Annotated in this window: 22 protein-coding genes and 2 pseudogenes; 10 read left to right on the plus strand and 14 right to left on the minus strand. The window is 67.7% G+C overall.

The annotated features are described in order from the left end of the window. Nucleotides 1-49 precede the first annotated feature (49 nt). The 7 genes and pseudogenes from glyA (at nucleotide 50) to purU (ending at nucleotide 8866) form a co-directional block, all read left to right on the plus strand. A complete protein-coding gene (glyA, locus tag ABIE00_RS01630) occupies nucleotides 50-1390 on the plus strand; it encodes a serine hydroxymethyltransferase (RefSeq protein WP_354255887.1) in 1341 nt (446 codons plus the stop codon). Then, nucleotides 1387-2607, plus strand: a complete 1221-nt coding sequence (locus ABIE00_RS01635) for a sarcosine oxidase subunit beta family protein (RefSeq protein ID WP_003806275.1) — start codon at nucleotides 1387-1389, stop codon at nucleotides 2605-2607. The genes glyA and ABIE00_RS01635 overlap by 4 nt, the downstream gene beginning before the upstream one ends. A gap of 27 nt (nucleotides 2608-2634) precedes the next feature. Beyond that, a complete protein-coding gene (locus tag ABIE00_RS01640) occupies nucleotides 2635-3006 on the plus strand; it encodes a sarcosine oxidase subunit delta (protein ID WP_354255891.1) in 372 nt (123 codons plus the stop codon). Next, nucleotides 3003-5946 (plus strand): annotated as a pseudogene (locus ABIE00_RS01645) (sarcosine oxidase subunit alpha family protein). Before ABIE00_RS01640 ends, ABIE00_RS01645 begins: the two are co-directional and overlap by 4 nt. After that, complete coding sequence (locus ABIE00_RS01650) at nucleotides 5939-6574, plus strand: sarcosine oxidase subunit gamma (RefSeq protein ID WP_354255894.1); 636 nt, start codon at nucleotides 5939-5941, stop codon at nucleotides 6572-6574. The pseudogene ABIE00_RS01645 and the gene ABIE00_RS01650 overlap by 8 nt, the downstream one beginning before the upstream one ends. Beyond that, the gene (locus ABIE00_RS01655; RefSeq protein WP_354255897.1) at nucleotides 6574-7962 is read left to right on the plus strand and encodes an L-serine ammonia-lyase; all 1389 of its coding nucleotides are present in this window, start codon (nucleotides 6574-6576) and stop codon (nucleotides 7960-7962) included. The genes ABIE00_RS01650 and ABIE00_RS01655 overlap by 1 nt, the downstream gene beginning before the upstream one ends. A 3-nt stretch (nucleotides 7963-7965) precedes the next feature. Further along, nucleotides 7966-8866, plus strand: a pseudogene (purU, locus tag ABIE00_RS01660) (formyltetrahydrofolate deformylase). 130 nt (nucleotides 8867-8996) lie between these two features. Here purU and bcp read toward each other — a convergent pair. The 9 genes from bcp to ABIE00_RS01705 form a co-directional block, all read right to left on the minus strand. Further along, on the minus strand, nucleotides 8997-9476 hold the full coding sequence (gene bcp / locus ABIE00_RS01665; protein WP_354255900.1) for a thioredoxin-dependent thiol peroxidase: 480 nt from the start codon (nucleotides 9474-9476) through the stop codon (nucleotides 8997-8999). An 84-nt stretch (nucleotides 9477-9560) separates the two neighbouring features. Next, nucleotides 9561-10271 (minus strand): winged helix-turn-helix domain-containing protein, encoded by a 711-nt coding sequence (locus tag ABIE00_RS01670; protein WP_354255903.1) that lies wholly within the window; start codon nucleotides 10269-10271, stop codon nucleotides 9561-9563. A gap of 10 nt (nucleotides 10272-10281) precedes the next feature. Then, nucleotides 10282-11625 (minus strand): allantoinase AllB, encoded by a 1344-nt coding sequence (gene allB / locus ABIE00_RS01675; protein WP_354255906.1) that lies wholly within the window; start codon nucleotides 11623-11625, stop codon nucleotides 10282-10284. Next, entirely contained in the window at nucleotides 11618-12826 is a 1209-nt protein-coding gene (locus tag ABIE00_RS01680; RefSeq protein WP_354255909.1) for a glycerate kinase, read from the minus strand. The genes allB and ABIE00_RS01680 overlap by 8 nt, the downstream gene beginning before the upstream one ends. 48 nt (nucleotides 12827-12874) lie before the next feature. Beyond that, complete coding sequence (gene gcl, locus ABIE00_RS01685) at nucleotides 12875-14653, minus strand: glyoxylate carboligase (RefSeq protein WP_354255912.1); 1779 nt, start codon at nucleotides 14651-14653, stop codon at nucleotides 12875-12877. A 133-nt stretch (nucleotides 14654-14786) separates the two neighbouring features. Continuing rightward, the gene (locus ABIE00_RS01690; protein WP_354255915.1) at nucleotides 14787-15899 is read right to left on the minus strand and encodes a 2-hydroxy-3-oxopropionate reductase; all 1113 of its coding nucleotides are present in this window, start codon (nucleotides 15897-15899) and stop codon (nucleotides 14787-14789) included. Continuing rightward, nucleotides 15788-16588 (minus strand): hydroxypyruvate isomerase family protein, encoded by an 801-nt coding sequence (locus ABIE00_RS01695; protein WP_354255918.1) that lies wholly within the window; start codon nucleotides 16586-16588, stop codon nucleotides 15788-15790. The genes ABIE00_RS01690 and ABIE00_RS01695 overlap by 112 nt, the downstream gene beginning before the upstream one ends. Nucleotides 16589-16822: 234 nt before the next feature. Further along, nucleotides 16823-17236, minus strand: a complete 414-nt coding sequence (locus ABIE00_RS01700) for an SRPBCC family protein (RefSeq protein ID WP_354255921.1) — start codon at nucleotides 17234-17236, stop codon at nucleotides 16823-16825. Further along, nucleotides 17233-17547: an ArsR/SmtB family transcription factor gene (locus ABIE00_RS01705; protein WP_354255924.1), complete on the minus strand. Its 315-nt coding sequence runs from the start codon at nucleotides 17545-17547 to the stop codon at nucleotides 17233-17235. The genes ABIE00_RS01700 and ABIE00_RS01705 overlap by 4 nt, the downstream gene beginning before the upstream one ends. A 380-nt stretch (nucleotides 17548-17927) precedes the next feature. On the opposite strand from ABIE00_RS01705, the gene ABIE00_RS01710 reads away from it, so the two are divergent. Next, a complete protein-coding gene (locus tag ABIE00_RS01710) occupies nucleotides 17928-18134 on the plus strand; it encodes a hypothetical protein (protein WP_354255927.1) in 207 nt (68 codons plus the stop codon). An 85-nt stretch (nucleotides 18135-18219) separates the two neighbouring features. Here the strand turns inward: ABIE00_RS01710 and ABIE00_RS01715 are convergent, their stop codons facing one another. From ABIE00_RS01715 to ABIE00_RS01735, 5 genes are all read right to left on the minus strand, one after another. Next, nucleotides 18220-19197 (minus strand): SRPBCC family protein, encoded by a 978-nt coding sequence (locus ABIE00_RS01715; protein WP_354255930.1) that lies wholly within the window; start codon nucleotides 19195-19197, stop codon nucleotides 18220-18222. A gap of 271 nt (nucleotides 19198-19468) precedes the next feature. Continuing rightward, complete coding sequence (locus ABIE00_RS01720; protein ID WP_354255933.1) at nucleotides 19469-20038, minus strand: dTMP kinase; 570 nt, start codon at nucleotides 20036-20038, stop codon at nucleotides 19469-19471. Between the two features lie 380 nt (nucleotides 20039-20418). Beyond that, the gene (locus ABIE00_RS01725; RefSeq protein ID WP_354255936.1) at nucleotides 20419-21261 is read right to left on the minus strand and encodes a PhzF family phenazine biosynthesis protein; all 843 of its coding nucleotides are present in this window, start codon (nucleotides 21259-21261) and stop codon (nucleotides 20419-20421) included. 201 nt (nucleotides 21262-21462) lie between these two features. Further along, the gene (locus ABIE00_RS01730) at nucleotides 21463-21981 is read right to left on the minus strand and encodes a YbaK/EbsC family protein (protein ID WP_354255939.1); all 519 of its coding nucleotides are present in this window, start codon (nucleotides 21979-21981) and stop codon (nucleotides 21463-21465) included. Further along, entirely contained in the window at nucleotides 21978-22463 is a 486-nt protein-coding gene (locus tag ABIE00_RS01735; protein WP_354255941.1) for a hypothetical protein, read from the minus strand. The genes ABIE00_RS01730 and ABIE00_RS01735 overlap by 4 nt, the downstream gene beginning before the upstream one ends. Before the next feature lie 143 nt (nucleotides 22464-22606). Between ABIE00_RS01735 and ABIE00_RS01740 the strand changes: the two genes are divergently transcribed. Further along, entirely contained in the window at nucleotides 22607-24355 is a 1749-nt protein-coding gene (locus ABIE00_RS01740; protein ID WP_354255944.1) for an ABC transporter ATP-binding protein, read from the plus strand. Beyond that, nucleotides 24352-26406 (plus strand): ABC transporter ATP-binding protein, encoded by a 2055-nt coding sequence (locus ABIE00_RS01745; RefSeq protein WP_502914182.1) that lies wholly within the window; start codon nucleotides 24352-24354, stop codon nucleotides 26404-26406. Before ABIE00_RS01740 ends, ABIE00_RS01745 begins: the two co-directional genes overlap by 4 nt. Nucleotides 26407-26455: the final 49 nt, after the last annotated feature.

Consider the following 26455-nt stretch of genomic DNA (forward strand, 5'->3'; position numbering starts at 1 on the left):
ACACTGATATATCAGTCCCAAGCTAAGTGGTATTTCATAAGGAGCATTCGTGGTTGAGCAGTTGAACGACCGACTTTCCGCAGTCGATCCCGAGATCCAGCAGGCAGTAGCACGCGAGCTGGACCGCCAGCAGTCCACGCTGGAAATGATCGCCTCGGAGAACTTCGCTCCTGCGGCCGTCATGGAGGCGCAGGGTTCGGTCCTCACCAACAAGTACGCCGAGGGCTACCCGGGCAAGCGCTACTACGGCGGCTGCGAGCACGTCGACGTCGTCGAGCAGCTGGCCATCGACCGCGTCAAGGCACTGTTCGGCGCCGAGTTCGCCAACGTCCAGCCGCACTCCGGCGCGCAGGCCAACGCCGCCGCCATGTTCGCACTGCTGAACCCGGGCGACACCATCCTCGGCCTGGACCTGGCCCACGGCGGCCACCTCACCCACGGCATGCGCATCAACTTCTCCGGCAAGCTCTACAACGTGGTCCCGTACCACGTCCGCGAATCCGACTTCCGGGTGGATATGGCCGAGGTCGAGGCCCTGGCCCTGGAGCACAAGCCCAAGCTGATCGTGGCCGGCTGGTCCGCCTACTCCCGCCAGCTCGACTTCGCCGAGTTCCGCCGGATCGCCGACCTCGTCGGTGCCTACCTGATGGTGGACATGGCCCACTTCGCCGGCCTCGTCGCCGCGGGCCTGCACCCCAACCCGGTGCCGTTCGCCGACGTCGTTACCACCACCACCCACAAGACCCTCGGCGGCCCCCGCGGCGGCGTCATCCTCGCCAAGGAGCAGTACGCCAAGAAGATCAACAGCGCTGTGTTCCCCGGTCAGCAGGGCGGCCCGCTGGAGCACGTCATCGCCGCCAAGGCCGTGGCCTTCAAGCTCGCCGCAACCGAGGGCTTCAAGGAACGCCAGGAGCGCGTCCTGGAAGGCGCCAAGCTGCTGGCCGAGCGCTTCCTGCAGCCCGACGTCGAAGCCGCCGGCATTACGGTGGTCAACGGCGGAACTGACGTCCACCTGGTCCTCGTAGACCTGCGGAACTCCGAACTGGACGGCCAGCAGGCAGAAGACACGCTGCACCGCATCGGCATCACCGTCAACCGCAACGCCGTCCCGTTCGACCCCCGCCCGCCGATGGTCTCCTCCGGGCTCCGGATCGGCACCCCCGCCCTGGCCACCCGAGGCTTCGGCGCCACCGAGTTCACCGAGGTCGCTGACATCATCGCCAAGGCACTCACCAGCGCTGCCGGCACCGGAACGCTCGACGACGGCACCGCCGTCGAACTCCGCGCCCGCGTCACCGCGCTCGCCGAGCAGTTCCCCCTGTACCCCCAGCTCAGCGGTGCCACCGAGATTGCCGCCTTTGAAAACGACATGATTGGAGCAGGCCAGTGAGCACCCACCAGCTCCCGGAGCACCCGGATTTCCTGTGGCACAACCCGGAGCCCAAGTCCTCCTATGACGCCGTGATTGTCGGCGGCGGCGGGCACGGCCTGGCCACCGCCTACTTCCTGGCCAAGAACCACGGCATGACCAACATCGCCGTCCTGGAAAAGGGCTGGCTCGCCGGCGGCAACATGGCCCGCAACACCACCATCATCCGTTCCAACTACCTCTGGGACGAGTCCGCCGCCATCTACGAGCACGCCCTGAAGCTGTGGGAGATCCTGCCGGAGGAGCTGGAGTACGACTTCCTCTTCAGCCAGCGCGGCGTGATGAACCTGGCCCACACCCTGGGCGACGTCCGCGAAAGCATCCGCCGCGTGGGTGCCAACAAGCTCAACGGCGTGGACGCCGAATGGCTGGACCCGCAGCAGGTCAAGGAACTCTGCCCCATCCTGAACATCCGCGACGACATCCGCTACCCGGTCATGGGCGCCACTTACCAGCCCCGCGCCGGCATCGCCAAGCACGACCACGTCGCCTGGGCCTTCGCCCGCAAGTGCGACGAGATGGGCGTGGACATCATCCAGAACTGCGAAGTCACCGGCTTCGTCAAGGACGGCAACCGCGTGGTGGGCGTCAAGACCAACCGCGGCACCATCAACACCGAAAAGGTGGGCCTCTGCGCCGCCGGCCACAGCTCGGTCCTGGCGGAAATGGCCGGCTTCCGGCTCCCCATCCAGTCCCACCCGCTGCAGGCGCTGGTCTCCGAGCTGCACGAGCCGGTCCACCCGACCGTCGTCATGTCCAACCACGTCCACGTGTACGTCTCCCAGGCGCACAAGGGCGAACTGGTCATGGGCGCCGGCGTCGACTCCTACAACGGCTACGGCCAGCGCGGCTCCTTCCACGTGATCGAGCACCAGATGGCGGCCGCCGTCGAACTGTTCCCGATCTTTGCCCGGGCACACGTGCTACGGACCTGGGGCGGCATCGTTGACACCACGCTGGACGCGTCGCCGATCGTGGGCACCACCCCGGTGGACAACATGTTTGTGAACTGCGGCTGGGGAACCGGCGGCTTCAAGGGCACGCCGGCTGCCGGGCTGACCTTCGCGCACACCATCGCCACCGGCGCACCGCACAAGCTCAACAGGCCCTTCGCCCTGGAACGCTTCGAAACCGGTGCCCTGATCGACGAACACGGCGCTGCCGCCGTCGCCCACTAGCCACGGTCCACAAGAAAGAAGACGCACATGCTGCTTATCTCCTGCCCCAACTGCGGCCCGCGGGACGAAACCGAGTTCCACTACGGCGGCCAGGCCCACGTGCCCTACCCCGAGAACCCCAACGACCTCAGCGACCGGGAATGGGCCGAGTACCTGTTCTACCGCGAGAACACCAAGGGCACCTTCGCCGAGCGGTGGGTGCACAGCACCGGCTGCCGGCAGTGGTTCAACATGCTCCGCGACACGGTCACCTACGACATCCAGGCCGTCTACCCGATGGGGGTGCCGCGTCCCGCCGCGCCTGTCCCGCCCGCAGCTGACACCGGCACTGCAAGCACCGGCGCCACCAGCACCACCCCCCTCAGCCCCAGCACCGCCCCGGAAGGAGCGACCAAGTGACCTCCCAGAACACGCGCCTCAGCACCGGCGGCCGCATCGACCGCAGCATCTCCTGGCGCTTCACGGTGGACGGCGAGGAATTCACCGGACACCCGGGCGACACGCTGGCCTCCGCGCTGCTGGCCAACGGCCGCATCGCCGCCGGCAACTCACTGTACGAGGACCGTGCCCGCGGCATCCTGGCCGCCGGCGTGGAAGAGCCCAACGCCCTGGTCCGCGTCGAAGCACGCTTCCCCGGCGACGTCGCCGAGTCCATGCTCCCCGCCACCACGGTTTCGCTGGTGGACGGCCTGAAGGCCGGCTACCTGAACGGCCTCGGCAAGCTGGACCCGGCCGACGACCGCGCCGAGTACGACAAGAAGTACGTGCACACCGACATCCTCGTCATCGGCGGCGGCCCCGCCGGCCTGGCCGCGGCCCGCGAAGCTGTCCGCAGCGGAGCCCGCGTCATCCTGATGGACGACCAGCCGGAACTCGGCGGTTCGCTGCTGTCCGGATCCACCGCCCCCGACCTGGCGGAAACCATCGAGGGCAAGCCTGCCCTGGAATGGGTTGCCGACGTCGAGGCGGAGCTGGTCTCCGGCGCCGAAAGCACCGTGCTGAACCGCACCACCGCGTTCGGCGCCTACGACGCCAACTACATCATCGCGGTCCAGAACCGCACCGACCACCTCTCCAGCCCGGCCGCCGGCGGCGTCTCCCGGCAGCGTATTTGGCACATCCGTGCCAACCAGGTTGTGCTGGCCCCCGGCGCCCACGAGCGTCCGCTGGTGTTCGAGAACAACGACCGCCCGGGCATCATGCTCGCCTCGGCTGTCCGCAGCTACCTGAACCGCTATGCCGTGGCCGCCGGCTCCCGTGTGGTGATCAGCACCACCAACGACAGCGCCTACGCCCTGGCCGCGGACCTGCGCGCCGCCGGCATCAAGGTCGCGGGCCGTCGTCGATGCCCGTCCCGCCCTCACGCCGGTGGCTGCCGCCGCCGTCGAGGCCGGCATCCGGGTGCTGATCGGCAGCGCGGTTGCCAACACCGCCGCTGACGCGGACGGCCGGCTGAACGGCGTCACCGTCCGCAGCATTAACGACGACGGCGAACTCACCTCGGGCATCGAAGAGATCGCCGCCGACCTGCTGGCAGTGTCCGGCGGCTGGAGCCCGCTGGTGCACCTGCACTCGCAGCGCCAGGGCAAGCTGCGCTGGGACGAGGACCTCGCCGCCTTCGTGCCGGCCACCGTGGTTCCGAACCAGCAGACCATCGGCTCCGGCCGCGGCAGCTTCGACCTCGCTGACTGCCTGGCCGAGGGCATCTCGGCCGGCGCTTCGGCGGCCATCGCTGCCGGCTTCGAGTCCGCCGTCGAGCCCGCCGCGCTGGCAGAGCCGAAGGCGTCCGCCCCGACCCGCCAGCTGTGGCTGGTCCCCGGCCAGACCGGAACCCCCGACGACTGGCACCACCACTTCGTCGACTTCCAGCGCGACCAGTCCGTGGCCGACGTCCTGCGCTCCACCGGCGCCGGCATGCGGTCCGTGGAACACGTCAAGCGCTACACCTCCATCAGCACCGCCAACGACCAGGGCAAGACCTCCGGCGTGAACGCCATCGGCGTCATCGCCGCGGCACTCCGCCAGGCCGGCGAGGCATCCCGGGGCATCGGCGACATCGGCACCACCACCTACCGTGCGCCGTTCACCCCCGTGGCCTTCGCGGCACTGGCAGGACGCCAGCGCGGCGAGCTGTTCGACCCCGCCCGTGTCACCTCGATCCACCCGTGGCACGTTGCCCAGGGTGCGCTGTTCGAGGACGTCGGACAGTGGAAGCGGCCGTGGTACTACCCGCAGAACGGCGAGGACATGGACGAAGCCGTGCTTCGCGAATGCGCCGCCGTCCGCGACTCGGTGGGCTTCATGGACGCCACCACCCTCGGCAAGATCGAGATCCGTGGCAAGGACGCCGGCGAGTTCCTGAACCGCATCTACACCAACGCGTTCAAGAAGCTGGCCCCGGGGTCCGCCCGCTACGGTGTCATGTGCCTTCCGGATGGCATGATCTTCGACGACGGTGTGACCCTGCGCCTGGACGAAGAGACCTACTTCATGACCACCACCACCGGCGGCGCCGCCAAGGTGCTGGACTGGCTCGAGGAATGGCTGCAGACCGAATGGCCGGAACTCGACGTGCACTGCACCTCGGTAACCGAACAGTGGAGCACGATCGCCGTGGTCGGACCCAAGTCCCGCGACGTCATCGCCAAGGTCGCCCCGGAACTGGCCGCCAACGACGGCCTGTCCGCCGAGGCGTTCCCGTTCATGACCTTCCGCGAAACCACCCTCGCGTCCGGCGTGAAGGCCCGCATCTGCCGGATCTCGTTCTCCGGCGAACTGGCCTACGAAATCAACGTGCCGTCCTGGTACGGGCTGAACACCTGGGAATCCGTGGCCGCGGCCGGTGCCGAATTCAACATCACCCCCTACGGCACCGAAACCATGCACGTGCTGCGCGCCGAGAAGGGCTACCCGATCGTCGGGCAGGACACCGACGGCACCGTCACCCCGCAGGACGCGGGCATGGAGTGGATCGTCTCCAAGGCGAAGGACTTCATCGGCAAGCGCTCCTACTCCCGGGCTGACCAGCAGCGCGACGACCGCAAGCACCTGGTCAGCGTCCTGCCGGTGGACGGCTCGCTGAAGCTTCCGGAAGGAACCCAGCTGGTGGAGAAGGGCATCCCGGCGAACCCCGCCTACGGCCCGGTCCCGATGCAGGGCTTCGTGACCTCCAGCTACCACAGCGCCGCCCTGGGCCGCTCGTTTGGCCTGGCCCTCATCAAGAACGGCCGCAACCGGATCGGCGAGACCCTGGTGGCCGCCGCCGGCAACCAGCTCGTCGACGTAGTCGTGGCAGAAACCGTACTGTTTGACCCCGAAGGGACCCGCAAAGATGGCTAACACAGCAGCCTTCACAGGCATCAATGGACTCCGGGAAATCCGCCGCAGCCCAGCCTCACACCTGGCCGAAGCATTCGTTTCAGGGTCCGTGCAGGGAACAGTCACCCTCAAAGAGGGCCCGTTCCAGACCATGGTCGGCGTCCGCGTGGACACCAGCTCCGAGGCCGGCGCCCGGATCGCCTCCGTCACCGGCGGCCTGCCGGAGCGCTGCGGCGAGGTCCGCGGCACGGAACGCATCAGCGTCCTGTGGCTCGGCCCCCAGGAGTTCCTCATCGTGGCACCGGAAGACGCCCACGACTCCCTCGGCGGGGACCTGATCGGCTCCCTGAAGTCTGCCCTGGGCGACGCCGCCGGGCAGGTGGTGGACCTGTCCGCCAACCGCACCACGTTCGAGCTGTCCGGTCCGCGGGCCCGTGCAGTGCTGGAAAAGGGCTGCGCCCTGGACCTGCACCCGCGCACCCTCAAGCCCGGCACCGCCCTGAACACCGAGGTGGGCAACATCCCGGTGGTCCTGTTCAAGACCGGCGAGGAAAGCTTCCGGCTGTTCCCCCGCGCCTCGTTCGCGGACTACCTGGGCCGCTGGCTGCTGGATGCCATGAGGGAGTTCGCTTCCCCCGAGGTACCCTGATGGCGCTCAGCGCCCTGGATCTGTTTTCCGTTGGCATCGGGCCGTCGTCGTCACACACGGTCGGCCCGATGCGGGCGGCAAAGCAGTTCGCCGACGGACTTAAAGGCGGTGGGCTGCTGAGCGCCACCACCCGGGTCCAGGCAGAGCTCTTCGGCTCCCTCGGCGCCACCGGCCGTGGCCACGGCTCCGACAAGGCCGTGGTGCTGGGCCTGCAGGGCCTGGACCCGGAAACGGTTGACACCTCCACCGCCGACGACCAGGTGGCGGCCGCCGCCCTGGACGCTGAGCTGCGGATCGGCGGGGACCACCGCGTGGACTTCAACTGGGACGAGGACGTGGTGCTGCACCGGCGGAAGTCGTTGCCGGCCCACCCCAACGGCATGACCTTCCGCGCCCTGGACCACGCCGGCAGGGTGCTGAGCGAACGGAGCTTCTACTCCATTGGCGGCGGCTTCGTCGTGGACGGCGATGCCGATGCCGGCGCGAAGCTGGTGGCGGACGAGACCCCGCTGCCGTACCCCTTCACCACAGCCAACGAGCTGCTGGCGATCTGCAAGCGCGAAAACATGTCGATCTCCGATGTCATGCTCGCCAATGAGCTGGCGTGGCGCAGCGAGGCGGAGCTCCGCGAGGAACTGCTGAAGCTGTGGGCCGTCATGCGCGAATGCGTGGACAACGGCTGCTCCGCGGAAGGCATCCTCCCCGGCGGGCTGAATGTGAAGCGGCGTGCGCCGCAGCTCTTCCAGACCCTGTCCAAGGATTCCGGCAGCACCGACCCGCGCACTGCCGATCCACTGCGCGCCATGGAGTGGGTGAACCTCTTCGCGCTGGCCGTGAACGAGGAGAACGCGGCCGGCGGCCGCATCGTCACCGCCCCCACCAACGGGGCGGCCGGCATCGTGCCCGCGGTCCTGCACTACTACGTGAAGTTTGTTCCGGGAGCGGACGACGACGGTGTGGTGCGCTTCCTCCTGGCGGCGGCCGCCGTCGGGATTCTCTTCAAGATCAATGCCTCCATCTCCGGCGCCGAAGTGGGCTGTCAGGGCGAGGTGGGTTCGGCCTGCTCCATGGCCGCCGCCGGGCTCTGCGAGGTGCTGGGCGGCACGCCCGAACAGGTGGAGAACGCCGCCGAGGTGGGGATCGAACACAACCTGGGCCTGACCTGCGACCCCGTGGGCGGCCTGGTGCAGATCCCGTGCATCGAGCGGAACGCGATCGCCAGCGTCAAGGCGATCAACGCTGCGCGGCTGGCCCTGCACGGGGACGGCAGCCACAAGGTGTCGCTGGACAAGGCCATCAAGACCATGCGCGAAACGGGCGCCGACATGAAAACCAAGTACAAGGAAACCTCTCGAGGAGGCCTCGCTGTGAATGTAATTGAGTGCTGAGCAATGACTGCTATTCAGACTGAGAACCGCGCCTCCGGGCAGGCGGACAGCGGCGTCGAGCACGTCCTGACGCTGGACTGCCCCGAAGGCCCGGGCATTGTGCACGCCGTCTCCGGCTTCCTGCTGGAATACGGCTGCGACATCATCGACAACAAGCAATTCGGCGACCGGTCCGAGGGCCACTTCTTCATGCGCGTGCACTTCGCGTCCGACGGCAATGAATCCACGCTGGAACAGCTCCGCGCCGGATTCGCCCCGGTGGCCGAGAAGTACAACATGAAGTGGCGGCTGGAACGGAACGGGTCCCGCCGCAAGGTCCTGATCATGGTCTCCAAGTTCGGCCACTGCCTCAACGACCTGCTTTTCCGGGCCCGCGTGGGCGAACTGCCCATCGACGTTGTGGGCGTGGTGTCCAACCACACGGACCACCAGGCCCTGGTGGACTGGCACGGCATCCCGTTCTTCCACATCCCCGTCACCGGCGGCCACCAAGCCGCAGGCGGAGGCGCGGCTGCTGGAAATCGTGGACGAGCTCGACGTTGAGCTGGTGGTGCTGGCCCGCTACATGCAGGTTCTCAGCGACGACCTCGCGCGGAAGCTGGACGGCAAGGCGATCAACATCCACCACTCGTTCCTGCCGTCATTCAAGGGTGCCAAGCCGTACCACCAGGCTTACGCCCGCGGCGTGAAGACCGTGGGCGCCACCGCACACTACGTGAACGCGGAACTCGACGAGGGTCCGATCATCGCGCAGCAGGTGGTGGAGGTGGACCACACCTTCGGCCCCGAGGACCTGGTCGCCGCCGGCCGGGACACGGAGTGCAAGGCGCTCAGCAACGCCGTCCGCTGGCACTGCGAAGGCCGCATCATCCTCAACGGCAACCGCACGGTGGTCCTGAAGTAGGGACGCTTCCTCAGGTCTTGCGGCATAGACCGGACGCTTCCTCAGGTCCTGCCGCTTAAACCGAAACGCTCCTGCAGTTCTTGCAGGAGCGTTTCGGTTTAAGCGGCGAAAAGTGAGGAAGCGTCGGGGGTCAGACGCCGAGCTGTTCGCGGAGCGCCTGGACGTGGCCCTGCGCCTTGACCTGGTACTGGGCGAGCGTGACCTTACCCTCGGGGTCCAGGACCACGGTGGAGCGGACGATGCCCTCGTGGACCTCGCCGTCGATGAGCTTCTCGCCCCAGGCGCCGTAGGCCAGGGCGACGGCATGGTCCTCGTCTGCCAGCAGCGGGAAGGTCAGGCCGAAGTCGCCCGTGAAGTTTGCCAGCTTCTCCGGCGCGTCGGGGGAGATACCCAGCACCGCGTAGCCGGAGCCCTGGAAGGAAGCCAGGTTGTCGCGGAAGTCGCAGGCCTCGGTGGTGCAGCCGGGGGTGGCAGCCTCGGGGTAGAAGTATACGATGACGTTCTTGCCGCGGTAGTCGGCCAGTGCGGTCTGCTTGCCGTCTGCGTCCTGCAGGGTGAAGTCCGGCGCCTGGGTTCCGCGCTGGAGCTTGGTGGTCAGTTTGGGGCTCATGGCATTCCTTCTGATGGATCTGGGTCGAGCGAAAAATCTGGTCAAGCGCAATGACTGATCGGACTGATATGGATAACAGCAGCCCTAGATACTGTATTCCGCCGGGCCGCGCACGGTGGCCCCGGGACCGCAGATGAAGCGGTAGCCGCCGCCACGGACCGTCGCGATCGCGTGCCGGCCGCCGCGCAGCTTCCGCCGCACACGCCCCACATAGACGTCGATGGAACGGGTCGCGGCGCCGGGGCTGTCGAACGACTCCAGGAACAGCCGCAGCTCCTCCCGGTCAACGGTCCGCGAGCAGTGCTCCACCAGGTAGCGCAGCAGCTTGAACTCGACGCCGGTCAGCGGCACCCGCTCGCCGTCCAGCAGTACTTGAGACTGCGCCAGGTCCACGGCCACGCGGCTGACGTGCCCGGCCGACGGCGGGAGGTGGGTGGCGCCGCCGTCGTCCGTTTCCGGGGACTCGCCTTCCGAGGAGTCCGGTTGGGAATCCTCCCGGGAGGACGACGGCGGCACGGCAGTTCCGCCGTCGGGCGCACCAAGGGCTTCCCCCTCCCCTGGGGGCGCGCCGGGGTGCGTCCCGGCGGCGGAAGTAGCAGCTCCGGCGGCGGGCCAGTGGACTTCCGCCTCCGGAGCAAATTGAAGGGCCCGCGCCAGCACCAGCCCGGCGGCCCGGGCGAGGACCTCGGGATCGATGTCCTGGCCTTCGGGCGGGGCCACCCAGACGGCCAGGCCGTGGGCCTTGGCGAAACTACGGGCCGACGTGCCGCGCGGTGAATGGGCATGCACAGCCACCGCGCGGCCCTCAGATGCCGCCGCGGCGGATCAGCTTGCCGCCGGGGGTCTGGCCGTCCACCACGTTGCCGCGCAGGTACGTCCGGCGGACCACGCCGGAGAGTGCCTTGCCGTCGTACGGGGTGATGGGGTTCTTGTGCTTGAGCTTGGAGACGTCCACCACGAAGGCCTCGTCCTGGGCGAAGACGGAGAAGTCGGCGTCGTAGCCCAGTGCAAGCTGGCCCTTGTTGGAGAGGCGGGCCAGGGCGGCCGGCTTCTCCGCCATCCACGACACCACCTGCTCCAGCGGGATGCCGCGGTGCCGGGCTTCGGTCCAGATCAGGGACAGGCCCAGCTGCAGCGAGGAGACGCCGCCCCAGGCCACGGCGAAGTCGCCGTTTTCCAGGTCCTTCAGGTCCAGGGTCGAAGGGGAGTGGTCGGAGACGATGCAGTCGATGGTGCCGTCCTGCAGGCCCTGCCAGAGGAGCTCACGGTTCGAGGCCTCACGGATGGGCGGGCAGCACTTGTACGCGGTGGCGCCGTCGGGGATCTCCTCGGCCATGAGCGTGAGGTAGTGCGGGCAGGTCTCCACGGTGAGGTGCACGCCGTCGCGCTTTGCCGAAGCGATCATGGGCAGCGCGTCCGAAGAGGAGAGGTGCAGGATGTGGGTGCGGGCACCGGTCCAGCGGGCGCGCTCAATCACCTCGGCGATGGCCTTGTTCTCGGCGCCGCGGGGGCGGGAGGCAAGGAACGTTGAGTAGTGGGCGCCACCGGGGTGGGGTGCGTGGTCGATGGCGTGCGAATCCTCGGCGTGGACGATCATGAGCGAGTCGAAGGACTTCAGCTCGCGCATGTCCTCCTCCATCTCGTCCGCCTCCAGGTGCGGGAACTCGTCCACGCCCGAGTGCAGCAGGAAGCACTTGAAGCCGAAGACGCCCTCGTCGTGCAGCGGGCGCAGGTCCGCCTTGTTGCCGGGGATGGCGCCGCCCCAGAACCCGACGTCAACGAACGCCTGGTCCTCGGCCACCTCGCGCTTGAGCTTGAGGCCTTCAACATTGGTGGTGGGCGGGATGGAGTTCAGCGGCATGTCGATGATGGTGGTGACGCCGCCGGCGGCCGCGGCGCGGGTAGCGGAGGCGAAGCCCTCCCACTCGGTGCGGCCGGGCTCGTTGACGTGGACGTGGGTGTCCACAAGACCGGGGATCAGGGTTTCGTCGTCGGCGAGTTCGATGACCTCGGCGCCGGCGAGGCCGTTGCCGAGAGGCTCGAGAGCGACGATCTTGCCGCCGCGGACGCCCACTTCACGGGCGGCGATCCCGGCGGTGGTGAGGATGCGCCGGCCCCGGATGACCAGGTCAAAGCGTTCTTCAGACATTCAGGGGCTCCTTCGTGTTAACACTGTCGGTCAGGTGCACGCCGATGTGCTGACCCAATTCTTCAAGCAGTCGGCCTGCTTCAGCTATACATATCTCTACTCTGCTTTCCAGCGCCGTCAGAGGGTAGACCTGCCCGAAACCCGACCCCTGCTGCTGTTCCGGCGAGAGCGTGGTGCGGCCGCAGACGGCGAGGACCGGCAGCCCGGCCGCGGCTGCCGCGCGGGCAACGCCCATGGGCGTCTTGCCGAGCAGGCTCTGTTCGTCGAGGCTGCCTTCGCCGGTGATCACCAGGTCTGCGCCGGCCAGCCGTTCAGCCAGCCGGGTGAATTCAAGCACGACGTCGATGCCGGGGCGGCGTGATGCCGCCAGTGCCGCGATGGCGGCGTAGCCCACGCCGCCGGCCGCTCCGGCACCCGGCGCGTTGGCGGCCTTGACGGCCCGGGGGCCGATCTCCGCGGCAAGGACCTGGACGAAGTTGGCGAGGGCGGCGTCCAGTTCGCCAACGTCCGCGGGGGTGGCGCCCTTCTGCGGCCCGAAGATGGCCGCCGCTCCTTCCGGCCCGAGCAGCGGGTTGTCCACGTCGCTGGCGAGGACGAAGCGCGATTCCTCCAGCCTGGTGTCGAAGCCGGAGAAGTCGATGGCAGCGAGGTCGGCGAGGGCGGCGCCGCCGAGGGGGAGTTCGTTACCGGCGGCATCGAGCAGCCGGGCACCGAGGCCCTGCAGCACGCCCGCTCCGCCGTCGGTGTTGGCGCTGCCGCCGACGCCCAGAATGATCTGCCGGCAGCCGGCGTCGAGCGCCGCGCGGATCAGTTCACCGGTGCCCAGGCTGCTGGCAGTCCTGGCGGAAGCGGAACCCGGCCGCCCGCCGTCGTTCTGGGAAAGAGCGGAGGGCGGCAGGACGGCGAGGCCGGAAGCTGCCGCCATTTCGATCACGGCTTCCCGGCCGCGGACCGCGAACTCCGCGGCCAGCGGCTGCCCGGTGGGGCCGCTGACCACGGCGCGGCGGCGGGTGAAGCCGGAGCCGACGGCGGCGTCGAGGGTGCCCTCGCCGCCGTCGGCCACGGGAATCCGCAGTACCTCAAGGGTTTCGGACTGGCCCGCTGTGGCGGAGCCCTTCCGGAGCCCTTCTTCAAGGTGCCGGGCGACGTCCGGGGCGGAGAGCGAGCCCTTGAACTTGTCCGGCGCGATCACGATGCGCATTGCTTGCCTATCTTCGGTACTTTTTGGTGCAGCTGGATTTGGACTGGTTTAGTCCTGCAGGGCCAGGATGGCGGTGGGGGCGTCGGCAGCGGTGGCAGCCAGCTCCTCGAACTCGTTCACGGCGTTGATCTCCAGCCCCATGGAGATGTTGGTGACCTTTTCCAGGATCACTTCAACCACCACGGGAACCTGGAACTCGCCCATCAGTGCCTTGGCCTTGTCGAACGCGGCAGGCATGTCCTCGGGGCTGGTCACGCGGATGGCCTTGCAGCCCAGGCCCTCGGCGACCTTCAGGTGGTCCACGCCGTAGCCCTCGGTCTCGGGTGAGTTGATGTTATCGAAGCCCAGGGACACGTGGTAATCCATGTTGAACCCGCGCTGGGACTGGCGGATCAGGCCCAGGTAGGAGTTGTTCACCACCACGTGGATGTACGGCAGGTTGAACTGCGCGCCCACGGCCAGTTCCTCGATCATGAACTGGAAATCGTAGTCGCCGGACAGCGCCACCACGTTCTCGCCCGGCTTGCCGCGCACCACGCCGAGGGCGGCCGGGGCGGTCCAGCCCAGCGGGCCTGCCTGGCCGGCGTTGATCCACTTGCGGGCGCCGAACACGTGCAGCATCTGCGCGCCGGCGATCTGCGACAGGCCGATGGTGGACACGTAGGTGGTGTCCTTGCCGAAGGCCTTGTTCATCTCCTCGTATACGCGCTGCGGCTTCATCGGCACGTTGTCGAAGTGGGTCTTGCGGTGCAGGGTGGCCTTGCGCTCGGCGCACTCGGCAACCCAGCCCTTGTAGTCCGGCAGGGTCCCGGCGGCCTGGCGTTCGCGGGCGATTTCCAGCAGGCCGCCCAGGGCGGCGCCGGCGTCGGAGGCGATGCCGAAGTCGGGGGAGAACACGCGGCCGATCTGGGTGGGCTCGATGTCGATGTGCACGAACTTGCGGCCGGCGGTGTAGGTCTCCAGGCCGCCGGTGTGGCGGTTGGCCCAGCGGTTGCCGATGCCGATCACGAAGTCGCTGCGCAGGAAGTTCTCGTTGCCGTAGCGGTGGCTGGTCTGCAGGCCCACCATGCCGGCCATCAGTTCATGGTCGTCCGGGATGGCGCCCCAGCCCATCAGCGTGGGGATCACGGGAACGTTCAGCAGCTCGGCCAGCTCCACCAGCTGCGCGGAGGCGCCGGCGTTGATGATGCCGCCGCCGGCCACGATCAGCGGGCGCTCGCCGGCCGTCAGCATGTCCAGGGCCTTTTCCAGCTGCTTGCGGGAGGCCTTGGGCTTTTCGACGGGCAGCGGTTCGTAGGTGTCGATGTCGAATTCGATCTCGGCCATCTGCACGTCGATCGGCAGATCCAGCAGCACCGGGCCGGGGCGGCCGGAGCGCATCAGCTGGAAGGCCTTCTGGAAGGCACCGGGAACCTGGCCGGGCTCCAGGATGGTCATGGCCATCTTGGTGACGGGCTTGGCGATGGACTCGATGTCCACGGCCTGGAAGTCTTCCTTGTGCAGCTTGGCCACGGGGGCCTGGCCGGTGATGCAGAGCATGGGGATGGAGTCTGCCCAGGCGGCGTACAGGCCGGTGATCATGTCGGTGCCGGCGGGGCCGGAGGTGCCGATGCAGATGCCAATGTTGCCGTCCGCTGCGCGGGAGTAGCCGTCGGCCATGTGGCTGGCGCCTTCAACGTGGCGGGCCAGCGTGTGGCGGATGCCGCCGTGGGCCCGCATGGCGGAGTAGAACGGGTTGATCGCCGCACCCGGCAGGCCGAACGCCTCGGTGGCGCCCTCCTTTTCCAGGATGGCGATGGCAGCGTCTACGGTGCGCATCTTGGTCATGGTGTGCTCCTAAAAAGTCTGTGTTTTGCCCGGTTCGGGGCGGAATTTGGGTGTGCTGGGGGAGCCGCCGTCGTTTGTGTACGACGGCGGATGCCCGGTTTTGCTTGTTCTGTCCGGTTCTTACCGGCCCGGCTTACTTCCGGCCGCTGAGCTGCAGGACCTGCTTGAAGAGTCCCGAGTGGTCCAGGCCGCCGTCGCCCTGGTTGACGGTGGCGGCGACGAGCTGGGCGACGACGGCGCCGAGCGGGATGGAGACGTTGGCTTCGCGGGCCGCGGAGGTGACGATGCCCAGGTCCTTGTGGTGCAGGGCGAGGCGGAAGCCGGGGTCGAAGTTGCGGTCGAGCATCTTCTGGCCCTTCTGGTCGAGGACCTTGGAGCCGGCCAGGCCGCCGCCGAGGACCTTGAGGGCGGCGTCGGTGTCCACGCCGTAGGCCTCGAGGAAGGCGATGGCCTCGCCGAGGACCTCGATGTTGACGGCGACGATCAGCTGGTTGGCAGCCTTGACGGTCTGGCCGGAGCCGGAGGGGCCGACGTGGACGATGGTCTTGCCGACGGCGTTAAGGACGTCCTGGGCTGCCTCGAAGTCTGCCTTCTCGCCGCCGACCATGATGGAGAGGACGGCGTCGATGGCGCCCTGTTCGCCGCCGGAGACCGGGGCGTCGAGGGGGCGGATGCCGGCTGCGGTGGCTTCTTCCGAGAGTCGCTTGGCGACGTCGGGGCGGATGCTGGAGGCGTCGATCCAGAGGGTGCCCTGCTTGGCGTTGGCGAAGACACCGTCGGGGCCGCTGACGACGCCTTCGACGTCGGGGGAGTCCGGCACCATGGTGATGACGACGTCGGCGTCCTTGACGGCGTCAGCGATGCTGGAGGCACCCTTGCCGCCTTCGGAGACGAGCTTGTCGATCTTGTCCTGGCTGCGGTTGAAGCCGGTGACGTTGTGGCCGGCCTTGACGAGGTTGATGGCCATGGGCAGGCCCATGATTCCGAGTCCGATGACTGCAACGTTGCTCATTGTTTTTCCTTCACTGAAAGTCTGTGGGTGGCTTACCCAACTAGCTCGCAGTAGATGTCGTTTTGAGGGTTCTAAACGACATCTACTGCTACTCAGTTGGGCGGGCAGGTGCGGGTGGGTGGTTAGTTGGAAGCGTGTTCGCGGATGGCCCAGCTGAAGGCGGTTTCCTGCGGTTCCTTGTACTCGAGGCCGATGTAGCCGCCGTAGCCGAGTTCGCGGCTGCGGGCGATCCACTCGCCGAGGGGAAGCTCGCCGGTTCCGGGAGCCCCGCGGCCGGGGTTGTCGGCAATCTGGATGTGGCCGAAGTCCTTGGCGTGGTTTTCGATCACCGCGGCGACGTCGTCCCCGTTGACGGCCAGGTGGTAGAAGTCCGCGAGGAGCTTGACGTTCTGAGCGCCGGATTCCGCCTTGACCCGGGCGATCACACCGAGCGCGTCCTGGGCCTTGAGGAGCGGGTAGCGCGGGGCCCCGCTGACGGGTTCGAGGAGGACGGTGCCGCCGATCCGGGCCACGCCTTCTGCAGCGGCGGCCAGGTTCCTGGCTGCCAGTTCGTCCTGTTCCTCCGGACTGGACTCCTCCTGGCGGTTGCCGTAGAGGGCGTTGAAGGCCTTGCAGCCGAGGCGCTCGCCGATGCCGGCGACGACGTCGATGTTGTCCTTGAACTCGCCTTCACGGCCCACCCAGGAGACCAGTCCGCGGTCGCCGCCGGGCATGTTGCCGGCGTTGAAGTTCAGGCCGGAGAGCTGGACGCCGGCGTCGGTGATGGCGCGCTCGAAGGCCGTGGTTTCGGCGTCGGAAGGGACTGAGCTCTCAAAGGGCCACCAGAACTCGACGGCGTCAAAACCGGCCGCCTTCGCGGCTGCGGGGCGCTCGAGCAGGGGCAGCTCCGTCAGGAGGATGGAGCAGTTCACTGTGTACGTCATCGTAGGTCCTTCCGGGGAGGGGCTTTGATCTATCTTCCCTGCTTCTCGGCTCTTCCGCCGTTTCCGCTTTGTGGAATTTAGATTCTGCTTTATGAAAAGTGTAGGGAAGGGGGGCCGGGGTAGTCAAGGGGAGCTGGGGCCGCGCCAATACTCCGAGTGTGGAAACGCAGGAAGGGCCGGCACCCGAGGTGCCGGCCCTTCCCGATTTTGCGGTCTGTAGTTGTGGTTGCTGCCTTACGCTCGCGCTGCGTCGACCAGCACACCGTCGATCCGGGACAGTACCCCGGGCCAGCCGTTGCCCATGCCGTCGAAGGCCTGCTGGCCCATGGGGGTGTCGAGCTGGAAACCCGCATGCTCGAGGTGCAAAACGGTCCCGTCCCCGACGGTCTCGAGCGTCCATGTGACGGTGGTGTCCAGGCCGCCCTCGGCGAACAGGAAGCTGATGGAGGCGCCGGGGCGGACGCTGAGAACTTCGCACTGCTGCGTTCCCCAGGCGCCCATGTCCATGGTGAAGCGGTGCCCGGCCGTCGGGGCAATGTCTCCCGGCGCCCACCAGCGCGCGAGCAGGTCCGGCGTCGTGAGCGCCTTCCAGACGGCCTCGGGCGGGTGCGGAAAATGCCGCGTGAGGCGGATCGTGTTCTCGGTCATGATGGGTTCTCCTCATCCAGTAGGTTGCCCAGCGCATCAAGGCGCCGGTTCCAGTAGTGCTCGTAGTGCTTCAGCCAGCCGCCCACCTCAGCCAGGCCGGCGGCCTGAAGGTGGTAAATGCGGTGCCTGCCATGCCGCTCTTCCCGGACGAGCCCCGCCCCGCGAAGCACTGCGAGGTGTTCCGACGCCGCGGAGCGGCTCTGTTCGAGCAGGTCCGTGAGGTCACCGGCAGTCCGCGGCCCGTTCCGGAGCTCGTCAAGGATGGTGCGCCGTGCCGGGTTGGCCAGGGCGCCGAAGATGTCGGGAAGCACGTCTGCAGAATATGTCGGAAATTTCCGAAATGAAAGCCCCGACCGGGCAAATCTGCACCACTTTCGACGCCGTCCGGGGCCGGCTCCCGCGCTATTCCGACGGCGGCTTCCGCGGCCGCGCCGTAAAGTGGTGCAGATCTGCCGGGTCGGCAACCAGGAAGAGGTAAAAGCCCCTGTTTCGCGGGGCTCCGGGCTCGTAAAATAAAAGGTGGGGCCGACGGCAAGAGCCCCGGAGAGCGATCCTTACGAGCCCGGGGTGCCTTCCCAACCGCCGCCGGCCCTTACGAATGCCGTCAGTCAATGCCGCACGCCAGGTTCCGATCCGGTCACGCTCGGGCAACAACTCTTCCCGCAAGATCACGGCCATGTGACCATTGGGCATGAGCGACGAACTTATGGCGGCGGCACCCTCCGGCGGTGGCGCTCCCCGTATTCAAACGGCCGGACTGATTCACTCCGAAGGCTCCGAGGCAACACGCAAGATGCGCGAGCAGGCCAAACGGCGCCGGGAAGCAGAAGCGAAACTGCAGCTGCACCTGATGGAAACACGCAACAAGTCAACCGGAACACCGGATCCCGCACTCTGACAGTGCATCCTGACAGCAGCCGGAACTACACAGAACAGCAATCACGGCGACACCATTCGGGTGCCGCCGTGATTGCTGTCCAGGGTCAGTGCTGCCCGGAGGTGCCGCCCAGGGGCGGGACGGTGCCGGGGCCGCCGTCTTCCCATTCGGCCCGGTCTGCGGCGCTTCGGGTGTCGCTGGCCGCTGTTTCGTCCGAGTCGCCTTCGTCGTCAATCAGTCCGTTGGTCTGGTCGAACGGGTGGGCGATGTTCTTGTCCGTCAGCGGGGAGCCTGCGTCTGCCGCGGTTCCCCCGGCCACGCCCGCAGCGGTCCCGCCGGCAACGGTGCCCGCCGCGGTCCCACCGGAGAAGCCCGGGGTGTCGGTCGTATCGGTGACAACGGTCGTTTCGGTGTCTACCGGGACAACTGCTTCATCGACGACAGCGGCTTCGTCCACGACGTACACGGTGTCGGCATCCTTGTCCTTGCCGCCGGCAGCGACGGCCGCTGCCGCGCCTGCTGCCGCCGCCACTCCGGCCGCCGCCGCAACCTTGCCGGAGACGCCCGCCTTGCCGCTGTCGCCGAGCGACCCGGCCGCGTGCTCGACGCCCGGTGTGCCCACTGAGCCGCCTTCGTTGACCGAACCCCGCCAGGCGCCGCTGGCGTAGCCTTCGTCCTCGATGAATTCCTTGAACTTTTTGAGGTCGGCCTCGGCCTGGCGCTCCACGACGTGCAGCTTGTCGCCGATCTTCTCCACGACCCCTTCGGGTTCGTAGTCGATGAACAGCTTGATGGAAGTCTGGCCGCCGCCAACGTCTTCAAACTCCACGGAGCCGGCGTTGGTGGCACCCTCGGTGGCGGCCCAGGCGACCTTCTGGTCCGGCTTCTGCTCGAGGATCCGAGCCTCCCACTTGCGCTTTACGCCCGCGATCTCGGCCACCCACTCGAGCCGGTCATCGCTGAGCTGCGTCACTTTCTTGACGCCGCCCATGAAGTGCGGAAAGTCTTCGAACTGGGTCCACTGGTTGTATGCCGTGCTGACCGGCACGTTCACCAGAATGCGCTTCTCAACCCTTGTGCTCATAGTGTCTCCTTCGTCGAAGTGAACAGATGATGGTCCGGTAATCCGAAGTCATCAGCATGCTTACTATATCTTCGACGGCGGAGCGTGGCCAGACCGGGCAGCGCCGGATTGGGGTGCGTGGGGGAAACATGAAGCCTCCGCGCGAATCAAAAGGACTCAAGCGCGGAGGCTTCCAGCACTCCATTTTTGGGGGGAAAGAGGAGAGCTGGCACAAATGTACAGCCGGCGCGACTTCCGGGAAGCCAAATTCGGCCATTTCGGAAATTCTTGACTAAACCTTGAGTCGCCGGTGCGGATCGACGGCGTTAACCAGCCTGGCGAGCACCTCGGCCGGGTTTCCGTGGGCGTCGATCATCACCATGTCCGCGTACTCGGGTAATGTCCGGTAGGCGGTCCGCAGGGCTGTCAGCTCGGCCACCGATTCCTCGTCCGTGCCGCGCGCGACGATCCGCCGGTGCGCGGTTTCGGGGCTCACGTCCAAGTGGAGGACCAAGTCGGGGACCGGCAGGGTCCGGAGCAGCCAGGGCAGAAGCCGTCCCCGGCGCAGGCCCTTCGCCTCGCGCAGCGCCAGCTGGCAGTGAAGGTGCCGGTCCATGACCACGAGCCCCTCGAAGCGCGATGCCCGGGCATGTGACACCAGCACGTTGAACACCCGCAGGGCGGATTCCGCGGCGTCGGCCAGGCGGTCGGGCAGACGGATGCCGAAGCGGCTGCTGAGCAGCGACATCCGCCGCCGGCTCAGCAAAAGCGCGTTCCTGCCCTCTGCCCGGGCTGCCGCAACAAGGGAACGGGCCGCCGTCGTCTTTCCCGAACCGTCGATTCCTGTCAGAACAATGATCATGTGGCCTCCTTCCGTCCCCTGTCCAACGGCCGGGGGCCGGGCAACGTTGCGGCTTTGAGGCACACGTCACGCGGTTGGCTCCGGCTCGTAACGGGGTTGCACCCCAAAACGCACGACGGCGGGGCCCGCCGGATCTTGCAGCGATCCTTCCGGAAAGTTGCGCCATTCTTGAGCGTGGCGGGGGACAGTATTCCGCAGGGGCCGTGCAGAAGCGCCGCGGCCCCGCAAGAGACTCCCGGTACGGAGATCACCATCACATGACCCCGAAACCCCACGGACTGGGACGGGCAGGCGCAATGGGGCACCGGCCCGTCCCCGGCTAGGTTCGTCGAAACCGGCGGCAGTAATCCAGGCGCCGCGGGAATTTCAGGGCAGCGGGACTACAGGAAGACGCTGCCGCGGATGACCGTGCGGCTGGTGCCGCCCACCCAGATGCTGTCGCCTTCGGTGGTGATGGTCAGCCGTCCGCCGCGGCCCAGGACAGTGCCCTGGCTGACGGTGTAATTGCCCTCCGCCACTCCTGAGCCGATCAGCCATTGTGCCAGCCCTGCGTTCAGGCTGCCGGTGACCGGGTCCTCCGGGATGTCCAGGCCGGGAACGAAGCCGCGCACCTCGAAGTCCGCCGGGCCTCCGTCGCCGTAGGCGCCGATCACACCCACGTTCAACTTCCCCATGGCCACGAAGTCGGGCACCAGGTCGAGCACCTGCCGGGCCGAGGCCAGCCGGATGCCGAGCCAGCCAGGGCCGTTGTCCACCCAGTTGCTGTCCAGCACCTGCTCGGCCGGAATGCCCAGACTGGCGATCGCCTGCTCCAGCACCTCGGATTCCACGGGACCGGACCGGCGCAGCGGCGGGGCCTCGAAGAACTGTTCGTCCGCCGTCTGGCTGATCTTGACGAGCCCCACCTCGCATTCCTGCACGAGCTCGCCGGAACGCCTTGGCTGTCCGCCGTTCTCCAGCCACGCGTGCGCGGAGCCGAGGGTGGGGTGGCCCGCGAAGGGAAGCTCGGAGGCCGGCGTGAAGATCCGCAGCCGGTAGTCCGCCTCCGGCTGCGTGGGCTTCAGCAGGAAAGTGGTTTCGGAGAGGTTGGTCCAGTTGGCGAAGCTCTGCATCTGCTCGGCGGTCAGGCCGTCGGCATCATGGACGACAGCGACCGGGTTGCCGGGCTTTGGTCCGGGGGCAAAAACGTCGACCTGCGAGAAGGGATATTCGGTGGCGGCCATGCTGCTCTTTCTCTGGACTTCAATCTTCGGGGACTGCGGGCTCGGAGGTTACTCTGGCTCCGGCGAGCCCACGATTCACGGTAGGCAGTAGCCCGGGCCGGGCACCAGAGCCAATCCGGGAAAGTGGTCTGCCCTGGGGATCTGCCTGGCCAGGGAATCTGCCTGCCCCGGGAAACTGCCCGGTGAACCGGCAGCACAGTCTCAGTCGCCCGGCACCTCAGCCGGCTCGCGGGGCGCGGCGAGCCCGTCCACCACCCCGACCCCCGGCAGTTTGAGGAGCTCGGCGGGGCTGAGGACGATTTTGCTGGACCTGTTGCCGCCGCCCATGACCACCCGGGGCACGTCCAGCACGGCGCGGTCCACGTATACGGGCAGCCCGGAGATTCCGGGCACGGTGACCCCGCCTACCAGCATGCCGGTCAGCGCGGTGGTGGTCTCGGCGTCGGCAAAGGAGGCGCGCTTGACGTCAAGCAGGGCACGCACGGAACGGTTCACGTCCAGCCGGGTGGTGCCCAGGACCACGCACACCGCATACCGGGGCGGCTCCACCTTCCTGGACGCGACCAGGATGGTGTTGGCCGCCTGCTCCAAACTGAAGCCGTAGTGGGCGCAGAACTCGGCGGTGTCCGCGAGTTCCGGCGAGCATTCGAGGATCTCGTGGGCAACGCCGTGCGCGGCGAGGGCCTCGGCCACGGCGGGCAGGAGGAGCGTGTCACTCACAGGAGTTCTCCTTTGAGGGCGGTGTCATTAAGTGGGTTGTCCGCACCCGGCACCGGATAGGCAGGAACGCGGCGGACCAGGAAGAACCGGTTGGACGCGGGCAGCCACATCAGCGTGGCGCCGGCCAGCGTCAGGAGCAGGCCGGCCAGGATCAGCGCTGTCAGGTCGACGGGTGCCCCGAGCGCCGACAGGGCCGCGGCGACACTGAGAAGGATGCGGGCCCAGCGCGCGCCGTGCAGCAGATGCTGGGCGGCAAGCACCTGCAGGGCAGTGAGCGGGACGGCGAACGCCACGAGATAAGGCACGGCCCAGGCGGGGATCGACTGGCCAAAGTCGATTCCGGCCACCTCGAGAATGACAGGCATCATGCCGGCCACGACGGCGCTGGCCACCCAGCATGCTGCCGAGAGCCGGACAGCCGCAGGTGCGTTTACCAAACCGATGTTTCCGGGCTCGCCAAAGCCCAACTGCTGATCGCTCAATGAAGTCCCCATTCTTCAATTTGCGTTTTCAATTGCGTGTTTCCGGATTTCCGGCGATGGCCCCAGCCTACAGGCTGTCCCAAGCCGCCGGACGTACACTGGCCTTCCCATCATTTCGAGGACTGCTGCGAGGGTGCATCTGGATGCTTTGGAAGCTTCTTGTCCGGTACCTGCAGCCGCAACGGCGGCTGCTGGTCGCCGTCGTCGTTTTTCAGTTGGCGCAGTCCATTGCGTCCCTCTATCTCCCCACGTTGAACGCGGACATCATTGACCTGGGCGTGGCCACGGGCGACACCGGGTACATCCTGCGCGTCGGCAGCCTGATGCTGTTCATCACCCTCCTGCAGATCGCGTGCGCGGTGACGGCGGTGTACTTCGGGGCCAAGGCGGCGATGGGGATGGGCCGGGACCTGCGCGGGGCGATTTTCACCCGGGTGGGCGGCTTCTCCGAGCAGGAGGTCACCCGCTTCGGCCCGGCCAGCCTGATCACGCGGTCCACGAACGACGTCCAGCAGGTGCAGCAGTTGGTGCTGATGTCCGCCACACTGATGGTGGCCGCGCCCATGCTTAGCATCGGCGGCGTGGTGATGGCGGTGCGCCAGGATGCCCAGCTGTCCTGGCTGATCGCGGTGAGCGTGCCGGCGCTGCTGATAGGCGTCGGGCTGATCGTCAGCCGGATGGTGCCGCTGTTCCGGCTGATGCAGCTGCGGATTGACGCCGTCAACAGGGTGCTCCGCGAGCAGTTGGCCGGCATCCGGGTGGTGCGGGCGTTTGTGCGCGAGGACCTGGAAACCGAGCGGTTCGCGGGCGCGAATGCCGACGTCACGGACACGGCGCTGCGGGCGGGGCGGCTGATGGCGCTCGCGTTTCCGGTGGTGATGCTGGTGCTGAACGTGTCCAGCGTGGCGGTGATCTGGTTCGGGTCGTTCCGGATCGAGGACAGGTCCATGCAGGTGGGCACGCTGGTGGCGTTCCTCAGTTACCTGCTGCAGATCTTGATGTCGGTCATGATGGCCACGTTCATGGCGGTGATGATCCCGCGTGCGGCCGTCGCGGCGGACCGGATCGGGGAGGTGCTGGAGACGGAGTCGTCCGTGCGGCCTCCGGTGAACCCCGTGGTGTTCGCCGGCTCTGACAGCGGCACCGCCCGCGGCGAGCTGGAAATGCGCGACGTCGGATTCGCCTACCCGGGTGCCGAGCGGCCGGTCCTCAGCGGTGTCAGCTTCACCGCCACCGCGGGCAGGACGACGGCGGTGATAGGCAGCACGGGCTCGGGGAAGACCACTCTGGTGAACCTCATGCCGCGGCTGTTCGACGCCACCTTCGGATCGGTGCGGATGGGCGGCGTGGACGTGCGGGAGCTGCACCCGGACCTGTTGTGGGGCCACATCGGCCTGGTGCCGCAGCGGCCGTACCTGTTCTCCGGGACCGTGCGAAGCAACCTGCTGTATGGCAAGCCGGACGCCACCGAGGAGGAGCTCTGGCATGCGCTGGCCACCGCGCAGGCAGCGGATTTCGTGCGCGGGATGGAGGGTGGCCTGGACGCGCCCGTCTCGCAGGGCGGCACCAATGTGTCCGGCGGGCAGCGGCAGCGGCTGGCGATTGCCCGGGCGCTGGTGAAGCGGCCTGAGCTGTACATCTTTGATGACTCGTTTTCCTCGCTGGACACCGCCACGGACGCCCGGCTCCGGCAGGCGCTGCGGCGGGACACGGCCGGGGCCACGCTGGTGATCATCGCCCAGCGCGTCTCCAGCATCGTGGACGCGGACCAGATTCTGGTGCTCGACGGCGGCAGGATCGTCGGGCGCGGAACCCACGGCGAGCTGTTGGAGACCTCGAAGACGTACCGCGAGATTGTGTCGTCGCAGCTGGCGGCGGAGGAGGCGGCATGAGCACCTCGAGCCGCGCCCGCGGAAGCCAGTCGGCACCAGGAACCGGAACCGCCGGACCCGGGGCCCCCGGAACGGGCGCTTCCCCCGGAACCCAGCGGGCCGACGTCGTACGCATTCCGCGGCCCGCCGGCGGACCTGGACGCGGCGGACCGTTCGCCGGGATGAGTGTCCCGGCGGAGAAGGCGATGAACTTCGGGCCGTCGGCCCGGCGGCTTCTGGGTGAGCTGCGCCCCGAGCGGGCGTGGCTGGCGCTGGTACTGGCGCTCGCCGTCGTCAGCGTGGCGTTTTCGGTGACCGGGCCGCGGCTGCTGGGCGAAGGCACCAACCTGATCTTCGCCGGCGTGGTGTCGAAGAACCTGCCGGCCGGGGCGAGTAAGGAGCAAGTCATCGCCGGGCTGCGGGCGTCCGGACGGGATGCGCAGGCGGACATGCTGGGGGCGATGACACTGACGCCGGGCGCGGGGATTGACTTCGCCGCGCTGGCGAACGTGCTGCTGTGGGCGCTGGCGCTGTATGTGCTGGCGTCGGCGTTCGGCTGGATCCAGGCGTACGTGCTGAACGGCGTGGTGCAGCGGACCGTGTACCGGCTGCGGGAGCGGATCGAGGCGAAGATCCACCGGCTGCCGCTGCGGTATTTCGATTCGATCCAGCGCGGCGAGCTGCTCAGCCGGGTGACGAACGACGTGGACAACATCTCGCAGAGCCTGCAGCAGTCGATCAGCCAGGCGGTCACGTCCTTGCTTACCGTGCTCGGCGTGCTGGTGATGATGTTCCTGCTCTCGCCGGTGCTGGCGCTGATTGCGCTGGTGACAGTGCCGCTGACGCTGGTGACGACGGCGCTGATCGCCAAGCGCTCGCAGAAGCTGTTCGTGGCGCAGTGGAAACATACCGGGGAGCTGAACGGGCAGATCGAGGAGACGTACACGGGGCACGCGCTGGTGAAGGTGTTCGGCCGGCAGCGTGAGGTGGAGGAGCGGTTCCGCGAGAAGAACGCGGAACTGTTCGCGGCGAGCTTCGGGGCGCAGTTCATTTCCGGCCTGATCATGCCGGCTCTGACGTTCATCGGGAACCTGGTGTACGTGGGCATCGCGGTGGTGGGCGGGCTGCAGGTGGCGTCCGGCGCGATGCAGCTGGGCGACGTGCAGGCGTTCATCCAGTACTCGCGGCAGTTCACGCAGCCGCTGGCCCAACTGGGATCGATGGCCAACCTGCTGCAGTCCGGGGTGGCGTCGGCGGAGCGGGTGTTCGAGCTGCTGGATGAGGAGGAGCAGTCTTCGGAATCTTCCGGTGCTGCGCCTTCCGGCGGGCGGGGCCGGCTGGTGTTCGAGAACGTCTCGTTCTCCTACTCACCGGACAAGCCGCTGATTACTTCTCTGAATCTCGTGGCCGAGCCGGGGCAGACGGTGGCGATCGTCGGCCCCACCGGGGCCGGCAAGACCACCCTGGTGAACCTGATGATGCGGTTCTACGAGCTGGACGCCGGGCGGATAACGCTCGACGGCGTGGACGTCACCTCTGTCCCGCGGCGCGAGCTGCGCTCGCGGATGGGCATGGTGCTGCAGGATACGTGGCTGTTCGGGGGGACCATCCGGGACAACATCGCATACGGCCGGCCCTCGGCGTCGGAGGCGGAGATCGTGGAGGCGGCGCAGGCGACGTACGTGGACCGGTTCGTGCGTGCCCTCCCGGAGGGATACGACACGGTGCTCGAGGACGAGGGCTCCAACGTGTCGGCGGGGGAGAAACAGCTGTTGACTATTGCGCGGGCGTTCCTCTCCCGGCCGTCGGTGCTGATCCTGGACGAGGCGACTTCCTCCGTGGACACCCGGACGGAGCTGCTGGTGCAGAAGGCGATGAGTGCTTTGCGGTCGGACCGTACTTCCTTTGTCATTGCGCATCGCCTGTCCACCATCCGCGACGCCGACCTGATCCTGGTGATGGAGGCCGGGCAGATCGTGGAGCAGGGTACGCATGCTTCACTGCTTTCGGCGGGTGGTGCGTATGCGCGGCTGTACGAGGCGCAGTTCGCGGCTCCTGCGGCGGAGGTTTGAGGGGCACTGGCGCCGGCGGCACGGCCAGGTTCAAGTGAACGCAAATCTG

It is taken from the genome of Arthrobacter sp. OAP107 (assembly GCF_040546765.1).
GTDB lineage: Bacteria > Actinomycetota > Actinomycetes > Actinomycetales > Micrococcaceae > Arthrobacter.